We start from the raw sequence: 13,009 nt of genomic DNA, 5'->3' as shown, positions 1-13,009 counted from the left end.
ATGGGAATCGCCAAGGTACTCATAGTGGATGATAGGCCAGAAAACCTCCTTACGTTGGAAGGCCTGTTAGAACAACCTGGAATAGATATTATTCGGGCAAACTCGGGTGAGGAAGCACTCGCCCAAATGCTTGATTATGATTTTGCATTAGTTTTGTTGGATGTTCAGATGCCGGGAATGGACGGTTATGAAGTTGCAGAACTTATGCGTGGTAATAGAAAAACAAAGCATATACCGATTATTTTTGTAACGGCAGAGGTAAAGGGGAAAGCCCAAGTTTTTAAGGGATATGAATCAGGTGCTGTTGACTATTTGTTTAAACCGCTTGATGCTCATATCTTTAAAAGTAAGGTTGGCGTTTTTATCGAACTGTTCCATCATAAAGAAGCGCTTGAGAAAAAGAGCCTTGAGCTTGACCAAAAGCTTGCAGAGCTTGAAGAATTGCAACAGCAGTTGGAGCAGACAAACGAACAGCTCCTTCTTCTTTCCATCACTGATGGTCTTACAGGCTTACTGAATAAACGTCAGTTTAATACAAACTTTTCCTATGAATGGAAGCGGGCACACCGAAACAAATCTTGGTTGTCTCTTATTCTTATCGATATTGATTTCTTCAAAGCATACAACGATACCTACGGACATGCTAAAGGCGATGAGTGCCTTGTTCAGGTCGCGCAGGCGTTAGCTGACACCGTAAAGCGTGATGTTGATAGAACGGCGCGTGTGGGCGGTGAAGAGTTTGCGATAATCCTGCCGGATACTGAACTTGCAGGAGCACAATACGTTGCAGAGCGTGTGCGTAATAATATTGAGTCTCTCGCTATCCCCCATGACGGTTCGCCTGTTTCTGCTCATGTAACTGTGAGCGTTGGCGCTGCTTCTATTGTTCCGACACAAAAAGAAGACACGCTTTCGCTTATAAAAGCCGCAGATGCAGCTTTGTATAAAGCAAAAGGCGATGGTCGTAACGTGTGTTGTTCAGCTGTTCTTGAATGCTAACAGTAAGTTCTGACCCCCGATCAGGTCTTATTGTTCTTTCTGAAAGATATATTTTTGTGTGGAATTCTTCACAGTTTTCAATGAGGAATCGTAAATAGACTTTCCGAGAAAATAAATTTTCTTGAAAAAAGGGCTGTCCTTCAAACGAAGGACAGCCCTTTTTTTAGTTGTAATAGCTAGGAGTTATTATGCCGTCTTTCGAGCCACCGACTGTAAAATTCGTTCCGCTGCAAAAGTAGGGGCGATAATGCCTTTTGCTGATGCAGAGGTTTTGAGACTGCCTTGTGTCTTGACTGCGGTGCTGTTCATAGAAGTGATGAGTGCTTTTTCGAACGCGTCACGCAGGATTGCGAGCGACTCTTCTACTTCTGGATACTCGTTTGACTCACGCCACGGAAGCTTGAGAGTCACAAGTGTTTCCTTTTCCTTATGTGATGGAGCCGCGAGCTGATAATACTCTGAAGGCTTCCAGTCTGTGCGCTCATGTTGATCAGGCCAACAGTGTGTCCAACCGACCTCAGGAGGCTTTGGGATGGTGCTTGTTGTTCGCACTGGCGGCATGGCAAGACTTTTCTCAAAGTCAGTAAGGGTAATGGCATAGGTCAGAATCGGGCGGAAGTTGCCTCGCTTTTTACTGATGGACCAGTCAATATTCATGGTTACTCCAGAACAAGCACTTCGCCGAAAGGCGGAGCGTTGTATTGTGGTGTTGTGCTGACCCAGAGTACGGGATATCCGGGGTCTTCTGGAAATAGGTTACATTGCATGTCTGTTAAGTAGATGAGACACGCAGGCGTGATCCCTTCTTCTTCCAATCTGTGGAATGGGGGACGGAAATCTGTCCCGCCACCGCCGGAGGCTGTGAGCTCAAGCGGTAAGTCCCATTTGGAGAGTCTTTTTTCTTCAGAAATTTGTGTGTCACATGCAATGGCTGTGATTGTTGTATCGAACTCTTCAAGAATGTCGGAAAGTTCCGCTGCGAAGATGTCTAGTTCGTGCTGTGTGATACTGCCGGATACATCCACTGCTACGGCGACTTCCGGCAACTCTTCACTGTGCATACCGGGAAGAAACAAGCCTGCGTGGATATAGCGTCTGTTGGGACGCACCCACGAGAAGTCGTTCTTTGCAGCATCTGACATAAATTGTCGCAAGAGTTCCTGCCAGTTAAGAGTGGGAGACATGATGTTGTTAAACAGGCGCTCCATATTGCCGGGGAGATCTCCAAATTCAAGCGACTTGTGGATAGCTTGAGTGAGCGCCGAACGCCATGCGTCTTCCTGTTGCTGCGTGGATTCACTATCTGTGCCGCCGCCGTTTGATGGCGCATCGCGTACTTCGCCAGTCATACCCGGATCGTTGCTGTCGTCTGACTGATCCTGATCATCCTCACCATCATCGCCAGCTCCTGCACCGTCTCCTTTTTCTTCCGGTGCTTCGCCATCGCTGCCTTGCGCAGATTTTTCGTCTTCGCTTTCAGACATGGCATCGCCGTCACCGCCGCCTTCCAGATCTTCTCCTGCAACAGCTCCTTGTTCTGCACCACCGTCGGCTCCGCCCTTGAGCTCTTCATTATGGTTTTTGAGAGCAGAGTAGATAGCCTCGGCGCTTTTTCCGTGGTGTTTAGGATCATCAAGGTAGCCGGTCGGAAGCTCGACTCCAGCTTCTAGAAGGACTGGGTTAATTGCGTAATCGCAGGATGTATTCCAGAGCTTTACGTCCCGTAAACCACGGCGTGTATGGTGACAGCAGGCAAGGTGCAGTACCTCATGGCACTGCAACCCTTTCACTTTCTCTAATGGGAGAGCATCAATGTAGATGGGGTTGTACCCAAGTGTTTGCCCGTCTGCCCATGCTGTTCGGCATGTTGGGTCTTCACGGAACTCTAAACGGAGTGCGAGGTTTGCAAAAAATGGATGATCAAGCACAAGCTCCATGCGGGCTTTGAGCATTTTTGTCTGCGCGGCTTGGTGCATAGTTAGACCAGAATATCGCTGTTGGCACATGCCCAGTTAGCGAATGAAGGAGTTTCCACAATTGATGGTGATGTGGCGGCAGAGTCACGCATAAGTAGCACGCTGAATTCGATAGGAAGTCGCGCGGCTAAAATAGCAATCTGAGGAATTACGTCGTCCGATGCTTTGCGAGCGACTGATTCGCAGAGTGCGTATGCAACAGCAGGATCGTCCGGAAGTTCAATAGTGTCAGGATTTGCGAGAACGGCTTCGACGCTTGGTAACTCATCACATGCCGTCATGAATGCAAGATATTCTGTCGCTGCACCTTCGCCAACCGCGCCTGTTATCAGGGCGCGTTTAGTATTGGCTACAGGGTTGGCAGCGAGGATGTTGGAAACAAATTCCCATGATCGAGGGGATGGAAAAGCTTTGTCATTTTTTTTCGGATCAAAAGCATGCAGTAATTTAGGACGAAAACGCAGAAATGCTTTGAGTGACGGGATGACTTCGTTGTCGTCCGCCCATGTGAGCCAGTCGTCGAGGTTTGCTTCAAAATCGAGATGCACCATGCGGTTTGCAAGCGCAGACGGCATCCTATGGGTGACTGCTTTGTCTGATTCGCGGTTGCCTGCTGCGAGAATTGTCCAACCTTCGGGCAGCTCGTATTCGCCAAGTTTTCTGTCGAGAACAAGCTGGTAACATGCGGCCTGAACTAGTGGCGGTGCAGTGTTTAGCTCATCTAAAAATAGAATGCCTTTACCTTCAGTTGGCAGGAAGGAGGGGGCACACCACGCGGTTTTACCTGTATCATCAATGCGAGGAATACCTCTAAGGTCAACAGGATCAAGAAGGACAGCGCGGATATCCACAAGGGTAAGCCCTTGTTTTGTTGCCAACTGTGCGACTATTTGACTTTTGCCTACACCGGGGGCTCCCCAGATGAATGCTGGCTGTTTTACTGTGAGCAGTGTTTCTAAAGCAGATGCAATCTCGGATGGTCTCATTCATTTCTCCGTTACGTTTTTACGAAGAGTATTGAAGATGATAATCAAAGTCAATTGCAACAATGAGGACACATAAAAAAAGCCGCACATATGTGCGGCTGAATGACATTGGTTTGTAATTAGTAAACGGCTATCCCATAGGCTGGGAGCAAATCTTTGAGCACGTAGTACCGGTGATATGCGGCTGCCTGATGGAATCGATAGACGTTGGTTGAAATATTGTCTTTTGCTTCTTCTTTGTCTTCAAAGTCGAACTTTTGATTTTCCCAATCACTCTTGTTGTATCGAACTTTGGGTTCAATGATTGGTGTATTATTCCATTTCAGGGCGCGCCATTCGTCGACTCGCCCATCACAGTCTTCTTCAACTGCAATAATTGCTTTAATGTCATCTGCAATGTCATCAAATGGGATGAATTCCGGCGAGTCATATACGTCTTCAGCATGTTGGCGGAAATAGCTGTAAAGCAGCTCGCATCCTTCAAAGAAGTTTATTTTATTATCACGTGTTTCTATTTGTTCTGCTTCAATCGGAAGATTAGATTCTGAACTTTCATGCGGATATTCGTATTCGAAACACCATTTCAAATACGGACGGTCAGGAAATGTTGCAACGGCACCATGCCCGAGGCTGCTTGTGCTTTCTTCTGCAAAAAAACTGATCACACTGCCAATCTTAAACCGTTTAACGAAACGTCCAAGTTTGGTAAGCACGTAATCAGCCATTTTAGGATCTTTGACATCTAGCGGCTTAATACTTCCCTCAATAACTTTGTTTAATGAAGAGCCAACGCCAGAAAAACCGGAGTGAGAGAAGGTGTCCATATAGACATGCGCAGCAATGCCAAGCAACTCTAGACCATATGTTTTTTGTTGGGCAAGGGCGAGGTGGTTACGCATCATATTCTGAGCAGGTTTGCTATTTTTTTTTGCAAAGAAGCTGTTCTTCAAAATCTTTGCCTTGCGCACCGGGAAGGAAGTGGAATGGAACCCACACGCGGCGTTGTTCCTCGCGTGCGCCATGTACATCTTTGGGGTGTTTTAATATGTACTGGCCGCCTTCATGGGATGTGGCAATGCCATAGAGAATCCCACCGTCTTCATGCTGCTTGCTATCCTGTTTTGTGGAGTCATCCACGTACTGTGCTGCGTACGCGATGGTGTATGCATCCTTTTGCGGGATGCCAGCGGCACGGGCAAGTGCGTAGGTGCCGTAGAAATGCATGTCTAATTGCATAAGAAACCCCTCCAGTATCATGTTTATTTGTGCGTATCATACATGATATTAGAGGGATATGTGTAATTAATTTTGAGTATTAGAAACCAAAAAAGGGCGCAGCAACAGCTGTCGCCCTCTCTCGAATGGGTTTGGCTATAAGCCAAGGTATGCTTTTTTTACGTCCTCGTTGGTGAGCAGGGTTGCTGCATTATCTTCCATGGTAATGTGTCCTGTTTCCATTACGTATCCGCGGTGCGCAACTTTGAGCGCTTGGTTAGCATTCTGTTCCACAAGAAATACTGTGGTGCCAGACTCGTTAACCTTTTGAATGATCTGGAAGATCTGCTGGATAATAATAGGTGCAAGACCAAGGGATGGCTCATCAAGGAGCAGTAACCGAGGTCTTGCCATCAGGGCACGGGAGATAGCGAGCATTTGCTGTTCACCACCGGAGAGTGTGCCGCCTGTCTGCTTCTGGCGTTCTTCCAGAATTGGGAACAGGTCGAAGGCGTATTCCATATCGCGCTTGATCTCGCTTTTGTCGTTACGCAGAAAGGCTCCGAGCTCTAAGTTTTCCATAACGGTTAAGTCGGGGAAAATGAGTCGGCCTTCTGGTACCTGTGAGATGCCAAGGCGTACAATTTGATCCATTTTAGTTTGGTGAATCGGTTTTCCCTCAAAGAGAATTTCGCCAGTGCGGGGCGGTGTGCCACCACAGATGGACATGAGGGTTGTTGACTTACCGGCACCGTTAGCGCCGATGAGTGTTACGATTTCACCTTCATCAATATGCAGGCTTACATCATGCAGAGCATGAATATTGCCGTAGAATGTGTTGATTCCATTAATTTTAAGCAAGGCTTTCCTCCCCGAGGTATGCTTTGATAACCTGTGGATCGTTACGTACTTCATTAGGAGTACCTTGAGAAATAAGGCAACCATATTCCATAACATAAATACGATCGGACAGGCTCATAACCATGCTCATGTCATGCTCAATAAGCAGAATAGCAAGTTTGAACTTGTCACGAATATCAAGCACCAGCTGTTTCAGCGATTCTGTTTCCTGCGGGTTCATACCAGCTGCCGGCTCATCAAGTAAAAGCAGCGAGGGTTGGGTCGCCATAGCACGTGCAATTTCTAATTTGCGCTGATCGCCGTACGGCAAGTTACAGGCAAGGTCGTTGTAGTGCTGATTTAGACCTACATATTTGAGAAGCTCATAGCTTTTATCAATATTTTCTTTTTCTTCACGCTTCACATGTGGCGGGCGAAGCAGTGCATCTAAAATGCCTGCTTTTGTGCGGCAATGGCGGGCTACCATAACGTTTTCCAGCACAGTCATATTCTTAAAAAGTCGAATGTTCTGGAAGGTACGCGCCATGCCAAGTTCAGTAACTTTATTGGGCTTCATGCCGTTAACGCGGCGTTCTGTACTTCCGAGAGGAGTAAAGAACACATCGCCGTCAGTCGGTTCATAAATGCCGGTAATGCAGTTAAAGAATGTTGTTTTACCGGCACCGTTAGGGCCGATGAGTGCAACAATTTCGCCGCTGTCCACTTGCAGATCAACATCGTTGAGTGCACGAAGACCACCGAAGCTTTTGGAGAGTGCATTAACGTTCAGTACTGTAGACATTACGAATCTCCTTTTTGGACAAGATCCGGGTCATCAATATGGTATTTACGTCCTTTAGGAGCAATAAGTCCCTGTGGGCGGAATACCATCATCAGTACCATTGCGGATGCGAAAATGATCATGCGGTATTCAGAGAATGCACGCAGATATTCCGGCATAAGCACGAGGAACGCAGAACCGAGGATCACACCAAGGTTGGAACCCATGCCGCCAAGAACAACAATGGATAAAATGATTGCTGATTCCATAAAGGTAAAACTGGCTGGGTTAATAAAGGTGGTTTTTGCGGCAAAGATCACGCCTGCAAAACCAGCCCAAGCTGTACCAAGCCCGAATGCCATAAGCTTAACGTTAACGCGGTCAATACCCATTGCCTGACAAGCGATTTCATCCTCACGCAGTGCTTGAAGAGCACGGCCGATACGGGAATCTTTTAATCGCTGCACAGATATAATGGTAATGATAGCAAGCGCGAGAACGATGTAGTAAATGTAGATGTTTGCGTCTGCTACGGAAAGTTCCACACCGAATAAGCCCGGGCGATCAATGTTTGAAATGCCGGAAGGGCCACCGGTCAGAGAACTCCAGTTTTCCAGAACCAGTCGAACAATCTCGCCGAATCCGAGAGTTACGATTGCGAGATAGTCACCGCGCAGTCGCAAAACAGGGAAGGCAAGCATGATCCCGCCGAGACAGGCGAATAGTCCACCAAGTGGTAATGCCACCCAGAAGCCGATTCCAAAATAGTGGTTAAGCAGCGCGTAGCTGTATGCACCAATTGCGTAGAACGCAGCATGCCCAAGGAAGAGCAGGCCAGCTACACCAACAATAATATTTAAGCCGAGACCAAGAACGACATACAGCAAAAATGAAATGAAGATGTTGGTCTGATATGTTGTTACAAGAAGTGGTAACGCAACGCTCAGCGCAAAAATTGCTGCAAGAGCAGGGCGTGCCACTGCTGGTTCTTCCATTGCACGGGAGAGCCAGAGTTGTTTCTTTTGTTTAGTTGTGGATTCAGTTTCGTACTGTTTGGCTTCTTTACGAGCCAAGGCCCAGCGCCATACGTAGGATATAAAGAATATTCCTACGCCGACGTAGGCAAGGTTCATCCATCTCCATTCAATGGTGTTCTCGATAGTGTTAACTCGAACAACCATGATAGGAAATGTAAGGAACATGAACCACAAACTAGCAATTATGGATTGTTTCAGTCCTTGCATTGTATCTTTTCTGCAGAAACTAAATTCTGCAACTCCTTCTTTCGTTACGGGTGAACACGGTTATACCTTTTCAACAGGGGCTTTGCCCAAGATGCCGGAAGGACGGAAAATAAGGAAGATTACCAGCAGTGAGAAGGCGAAAACGTCTTCGTAGTCACTGGAAATATACCCTGCTGCATAGCTTTCTGTCAGTCCGAGGAATAGTCCGCCGAGCATGGCACCCGGAATGGAGCCGATACCGCCGAGAACCGCAGCCGTAAATGCTTTTACACCAGCAATAAAGCCGATCATGAAGTTCAGCTGGCCTGAATGCGTAGAAACAAGCACGCCACCAAGCGCTGCCAGTGAAGAGCCGATGATGAAGGTTGTAGAAATGATTTTGTCAGCATTAATGCCAAGGAGCATTGCCATTTTTCTGTTCTGGGCGGTCGCGCGCATGGCTTTGCCCATTTTAGTAAATTTGATGAACAATGTCAGTGCCAGCATAGATACGGAGCTGGCAACTACGATAACTAAATCTGTAGAACCAAAGATGTGTGCAACTGGTTCCATAAATTCGAAATCTGGAATTAATTCTGGAAACGGTAAGAAGTCAGATGTTTGCGCCAGAATAATGTAGTTCTGGAGAAAAAGTGACATACCGATAGCTGAAATAAGTGGAGAGAGGCGAGCAGCGCCGCGAAGTGGTTTGTAAGCCACTTTCTCCATAGTGTACCCGTAGGCTGCACAATACAATACTGCGATGACTATTGCCATAAGCAGGATCGCAAAAACAGGGAATCCGTAGACACCCATCACTCCGGCAACAATGAGTCCGGTAAAAGCACCAAGCATGTAAATTTCGCCATGGGCAAAGTTAATAAGCTCAATAATACCGTAAACCATCGTGTAGCCAATCGCGATGAGAGCGTAGATACTCCCGCGTGTTAATCCGCCAAGACCCAATTCGATGAAAAAATCCCAATCCATGTGTATGTCCCTGTCAGAGAGGTGCCTGTCTGCAAAAATCGTTGCAGGTACGAGGCCAATTATCTGAGTAAAAAACGGGGAACAATGCGAGATTGCTCCCCGTTGTGCTGCGGCTAATCTGTTGAGTTATTTAAGTTCTACGTATTTACCGTTTTGTACCTGGTACATGGAGAAGCCAACGCCTTCCGCGTCGCCTTTTTCGTTGAATTTGATTTTACCGATAGGGGTTTCAACAAATTCACCACGCAGTTTAGCAGTTACTGCATCGTAGTCTGTTGAGTCAGCACGTTCGATAGCGGTAAGCATTGCTACGGTTGCTGCGTAAGCGGCTGGGTAGAATGCACCCGGTTCGGTACCGAACATTTTTACGTGTGCTGCAATCGCTTCTTGGTACATAGGCAAGTCAGATACATCGATAGGGCCGGAAGCGTAAACGCCTTCAGCTTTTTTACCGGCTACCTTAATAAAGGTGTCATCTTTTACGCCGTCATCAGAAACAAAGTTTGCTTTAATACGTTTTTTACGCATCTGGCTGATAAGCTTGGAAGCTTCCGGATGGTAACCACCGTAGATAACGGTGTCAGCTTTAAAGCGACGGATTTTCTGTACTACTGCGGAGTAGTCAGGAGCGCCAGGTGTTACGCCTTCAAACATAACAACTTCTGCTTTGCCGCCTTCTTCAATAAATTTACGTGCGAATTCTGCGTAGCCTTTACCGTAGTCACCTTTGTCGTGCAGTACTGCAATCTTCTTTGCACCAAGCTTGTCGATAGCAAAGTCGACGCCAAGGCGTGCCTGCATATCGTCGGATGCGATAGTGCGGAAGAATGTAGGATAGTCACCGGACTGGGTGAGCATAGGGTTGGTTGCACTAGGTGACATGGCGATAAGCTTGCCTTCTGTGTAGATAGGCAGAGCAGCTTTAGTAGCGCCGGAGCAGATATGACCCAGTACAACATTTGCACCGTCAGAAATAAGTTTGGTTGCTACGTTGGTAGCCTGTTCAGGTTTACACTGGTCATCCTGAATGAGCAGTTCAACCTGTTTGCCATTTACGCCACCGGCTGCGTTGATTTTTTCAACAACAACTTTAGCTGCGTTAACTGTTGGCAGACCATAGGAAGCAAGGTCGCCACTGTGTGCGCCAGCTACACCGAGTTTGATAGTGTCTGCTGCAAAAGCAGGTACACACAATGCTGTAACGGCGAGGCCGGTTACGATGGACTTAACCAAACCAGAAAATGTCATATGTTCCTCCAGCGTTGAAAATCGTATTGCCTGTTATTCTAGCAATATGGTTGTTGATGCGTGTGTCGTCTAGGGTGAATGGGAAAAAATAACGTCCCCTTCATATTCTTTGTTCCCGAAAATACTAAAATTGTCAAAATGAAAACTGCTCTTTTTATCAAAAAAGTAAAAAATATATGAAAGAAACTTAATATATCAGATTTAGTTTATATATACTTTTTATTATCTGTTGATATAACAGGTAAAGTGGCACACTGATAAAAAATGATGTTGCGCTCAGTATTTTCGAAAAAGTTGATAATATGATTTTTATTTTTCAATTAATTGCAGAAATTCTCAGAAAATCGACGCAAGATTATATCAAAAAATATCAGGCAGGAGGATTTTGATTCTTTTTGCAGAAAATGGAGAGGAGCGCATGTTCTGCAGACTTGCTGACGAGCACAATGGTGTGAGGTGTTTTTATCAAATCCGTGATTTGTACTTGGTTCACTGTTGCGGCTTGTATATAATGATGTTTAGACGTGGCAATAATCGGTATTTTGACTAGGTAGGCACATCGCTGCCAATTGACCGCTGCGGTTGTTTCCCGTATGTCATCCGCTTATAAATTGTTCATAATCGCAAAATTGCGAAGAAATAGATTTAAGGACGTATTCATGAGTAAGGCTCCTGTAGCACCTGAAGAGAACAACGAAGGAACTAGTCTGGATTTTATCCGCACTATTATTGCTGAAGATTGTGAGAGCGGAAAGTACGAAGGACGCGTACATACCCGTTTCCCGCCAGAGCCAAATGGCTACCTGCATCTTGGGCATGCAAAATCCATCTGCTTGAACTTCGGCATTGCACAAGAGCACGAAGGCGGCATCTGCAATCTTCGTTTTGACGATACAAACCCGTTGAAAGAAGAAGATGAATACGTTCAGTCCATTCAAGAAGACGTAAAATGGCTCGGCTTTGATTGGGGCGAGAAACCGTTTTATACTTCTAACTATTTTGAAGTGCTTTTCGGTCATGCTGTAAAGCTGATTGAAATGGGCAAAGCGTACGTAGATCACTCCACTCTGGAAGCTATCCGTGAAATGCGCGGTACAATCACAGAGACAGGAACTGAAAGTCCGTTCCGTAACCGCAGTGTTGAAGAGAACCTTGATCTCTTCAATCGCATGCGCAATGGCGAGTTTGCTGACGGTGAATGTATTCTGCGTGCTAAAATCGATATGACTTCACCGAACATGATCATGCGTGACCCTGCGTTGTACCGTATCCGCAGAGCGACTCACCATAGAACTGGTGATGCATGGTGCATTTACCCAATGTACGACTTTGCACATTGTCTTTCTGATTCTCAGGAGCACATCACACATTCTATCTGTACTCTCGAGTTTGAAAATAACCGCGAATTGTACGATTGGTTGCTCGAAACTCTTGGTGCATACCGTCCGCAGCAGATTGAATTTGCACGTCTGAACCTGACACATACCGTTCTTTCCAAGCGTAAGCTCATTCAGCTCGTGGAAGAAGATTATGTTCATGGTTGGGATGACCCGCGTATGCCTACCATTTCCGGTCTGCGTCGCCGTGGCTGTCCTCCGGAAGCTATCCGCGAATTTTGTTCCCGTATCGGCGTAGCAAAAGCTGATTCTATGGTTGACGCAGCAATGCTTGAATTCTGCATGCGTGAAAAGCTTAATGCCGTTGTTCCGCGTCTCATGGGCGTTGTTGATCCTGTTAAAGTTGTGATCACAAACTTCCCTGAAGATCAGGTAGATGAATTTGATATGCCTCTTCATCCTGAACTGGAAGAATACGGCAAGCGCATTGTTCCGTTTTCTCGTGAACTGTACATTGAGCGTGCAGATTTCCGTGAAGAAGCGCCGAACAAAAAGTTCTTCCGCCTTGCCATCGGTAAAGAAGTACGTTTGCGGTACGCATACTACATTACTGCAACCGACGTTGTGAAAGACGAGAACGGCGAAATTGTTGAAATCCATTGTACCTATGATCCTGAAACCAAAGGCGGCTGGTCCGAAGATGGTCGTAAGGTAAAAGGTACATTGCATTGGGTTTCTATAAAGCACGCGGTGCCGGCAGAAGTTCGTTTGTACGAACCACTTTTCGAAAAAGAAAACCCGAACAAGGTTGAAGAAGGCAAAACCTTCATTGATTACATCAACCCTGATTCAGAAAAAATTATCACAGCGTACGTTGAGCCGCGCCTTGCAGAATGCAAGGCTGGTGAGCGTGTACAGTTTGAACGTCTAGGTTACTACTGCGCAGATCTCGATATGACTGCTGAAAAAGCAGTATTTAACCGTACTACAACGTTGCGTGATAGCTGGAAACGTGTAGAGCGCAACCAGAAATAAAGTTAGGTTGTCAAAACGATTAAGGCCTCTGTTCATGGGAACAGGGGCTTTTTTTATAGGTAATTTTAAAGTGCTGTGAAGGGATGCCTGATAAGTATGAATTGAAATGTACTTTTTTAAAGTTTTTCCGTTGACAGCAAGCCGTGTTTTCCATAGATACACATCTCACAACTTGTTGGGCTATCGTTCAATTGGCAGGACGACGGGTTCTGATTCCGTTAATCAAGGTTCAAGTCCTTGTGGCCCAACCATTTTTTTTTTAAAATAGCAACTGGCCAAGTTGCTAGGTGATAATCAAATCATACTTAGGTTTATATCTAGTTCGATTTGAATTATCATTTGCGGTTATGCCGTATGTTTTAGAAAAAAATGCAAGTTT

Annotated in this window: 12 protein-coding genes and 1 tRNA gene; 3 read left to right on the top strand and 10 right to left on the bottom strand. The window is 46.1% G+C overall.

The annotated features are described in order from the left end of the window. A complete protein-coding gene (locus MKHDV_RS16420; RefSeq protein WP_160717220.1) occupies positions 1-999 on the top strand; it encodes a diguanylate cyclase domain-containing protein in 999 nt (332 codons plus the stop codon). Positions 1,000-1,185: 186 nt separating this feature from the next. On the opposite strand, the gene MKHDV_RS16415 is transcribed toward MKHDV_RS16420, so the two are convergent. From MKHDV_RS16415 to MKHDV_RS16370, 10 genes are all read right to left on the bottom strand, one after another. Further along, on the bottom strand, positions 1,186-1,656 hold the full coding sequence (locus MKHDV_RS16415) for a hypothetical protein (RefSeq protein WP_160717218.1): 471 nt from the start codon (positions 1,654-1,656) through the stop codon (positions 1,186-1,188). A gap of 2 nt (positions 1,657-1,658) precedes the next feature. After that, positions 1,659-2,951 carry a VWA-like domain-containing protein gene (locus MKHDV_RS16410; RefSeq protein WP_254060502.1) on the bottom strand — a complete coding sequence of 431 codons (1,293 nt, stop codon included), beginning with the start codon at positions 2,949-2,951 and terminating at the stop codon, positions 1,659-1,661. A 26-nt stretch (positions 2,952-2,977) separates the two neighbouring features. Next, positions 2,978-3,961, bottom strand: coding sequence for an AAA family ATPase (locus MKHDV_RS16405; RefSeq protein ID WP_160717214.1), 984 nt, complete (start codon positions 3,959-3,961; stop codon positions 2,978-2,980). A 119-nt stretch (positions 3,962-4,080) separates the two neighbouring features. Next, positions 4,081-4,911, bottom strand: coding sequence for a DUF6765 family protein (locus MKHDV_RS16400; RefSeq protein WP_216846946.1), 831 nt, complete (start codon positions 4,909-4,911; stop codon positions 4,081-4,083). Further along, positions 4,880-5,197 (bottom strand): DUF6765 family protein, encoded by a 318-nt coding sequence (locus MKHDV_RS16395; protein WP_160717210.1) that lies wholly within the window; start codon positions 5,195-5,197, stop codon positions 4,880-4,882. The genes MKHDV_RS16400 and MKHDV_RS16395 overlap by 32 nt, the downstream gene beginning before the upstream one ends. Positions 5,198-5,332: 135 nt before the next feature. Further along, positions 5,333-6,037, bottom strand: a complete 705-nt coding sequence (locus MKHDV_RS16390; protein WP_160717208.1) for an ABC transporter ATP-binding protein — start codon at positions 6,035-6,037, stop codon at positions 5,333-5,335. Continuing rightward, the gene (locus MKHDV_RS16385) at positions 6,030-6,818 is read right to left on the bottom strand and encodes an ABC transporter ATP-binding protein (RefSeq protein ID WP_160717206.1); all 789 of its coding nucleotides are present in this window, start codon (positions 6,816-6,818) and stop codon (positions 6,030-6,032) included. Before MKHDV_RS16385 ends, MKHDV_RS16390 begins: the two co-directional genes overlap by 8 nt. Further along, on the bottom strand, positions 6,818-8,041 hold the full coding sequence (livM, locus tag MKHDV_RS16380) for a high-affinity branched-chain amino acid ABC transporter permease LivM (RefSeq protein ID WP_160717204.1): 1,224 nt from the start codon (positions 8,039-8,041) through the stop codon (positions 6,818-6,820). The genes MKHDV_RS16385 and livM overlap by 1 nt, the downstream gene beginning before the upstream one ends. Before the next feature lie 60 nt (positions 8,042-8,101). Next, positions 8,102-9,010, bottom strand: coding sequence for a branched-chain amino acid ABC transporter permease (locus MKHDV_RS16375; RefSeq protein ID WP_160717202.1), 909 nt, complete (start codon positions 9,008-9,010; stop codon positions 8,102-8,104). A 126-nt stretch (positions 9,011-9,136) separates the two neighbouring features. After that, on the bottom strand, positions 9,137-10,258 hold the full coding sequence (locus tag MKHDV_RS16370; protein WP_160717200.1) for a branched-chain amino acid ABC transporter substrate-binding protein: 1,122 nt from the start codon (positions 10,256-10,258) through the stop codon (positions 9,137-9,139). Positions 10,259-10,917: 659 nt separating this feature from the next. Between MKHDV_RS16370 and MKHDV_RS16365 the strand changes: the two genes are divergently transcribed. After that, complete coding sequence (locus MKHDV_RS16365) at positions 10,918-12,630, top strand: glutamine--tRNA ligase/YqeY domain fusion protein (RefSeq protein WP_160717198.1); 1,713 nt, start codon at positions 10,918-10,920, stop codon at positions 12,628-12,630. Positions 12,631-12,806: 176 nt separating this feature from the next. After that, a tRNA-Gln gene (locus tag MKHDV_RS16360) sits at positions 12,807-12,881 on the top strand. Positions 12,882-13,009 lie beyond the last annotated feature (128 nt).

The organism is Halodesulfovibrio sp. MK-HDV (assembly GCF_009914765.1).
Classification (GTDB): Bacteria; Desulfobacterota; Desulfovibrionia; order Desulfovibrionales; family Desulfovibrionaceae; genus Halodesulfovibrio.
Note: the sequence above shows the minus strand (reverse complement) of the source record. Positions and strands in the feature narration are given on the sequence as shown.

Coding starts and splice junctions, on each gene's coding strand:
- MKHDV_RS16385 (WP_160717206.1), bottom strand. CDS start 6,818: ATGTCTACAGTACTGAACGTTAATGCACTCTCCAAAAGCTTCGGTGGT.
- MKHDV_RS16365 (WP_160717198.1), top strand. CDS start 10,918: ATGAGTAAGGCTCCTGTAGCACCTGAAGAGAACAACGAAGGAACTAGT.
- livM (WP_160717204.1), bottom strand. CDS start 8,041: ATGCAAGGACTGAAACAATCCATAATTGCTAGTTTGTGGTTCATGTTC.
- MKHDV_RS16415 (WP_160717218.1), bottom strand. CDS start 1,656: ATGAATATTGACTGGTCCATCAGTAAAAAGCGAGGCAACTTCCGCCCG.
- MKHDV_RS16405 (WP_160717214.1), bottom strand. CDS start 3,961: ATGAGACCATCCGAGATTGCATCTGCTTTAGAAACACTGCTCACAGTA.
- MKHDV_RS16370 (WP_160717200.1), bottom strand. CDS start 10,258: ATGACATTTTCTGGTTTGGTTAAGTCCATCGTAACCGGCCTCGCCGTT.
- MKHDV_RS16410 (WP_254060502.1), bottom strand. CDS start 2,951: ATGCTCAAAGCCCGCATGGAGCTTGTGCTTGATCATCCATTTTTTGCA.
- MKHDV_RS16395 (WP_160717210.1), bottom strand. CDS start 5,197: ATGCAATTAGACATGCATTTCTACGGCACCTACGCACTTGCCCGTGCC.
- MKHDV_RS16375 (WP_160717202.1), bottom strand. CDS start 9,010: ATGGATTGGGATTTTTTCATCGAATTGGGTCTTGGCGGATTAACACGC.
- MKHDV_RS16420 (WP_160717220.1), top strand. CDS start 1: ATGGGAATCGCCAAGGTACTCATAGTGGATGATAGGCCAGAAAACCTC.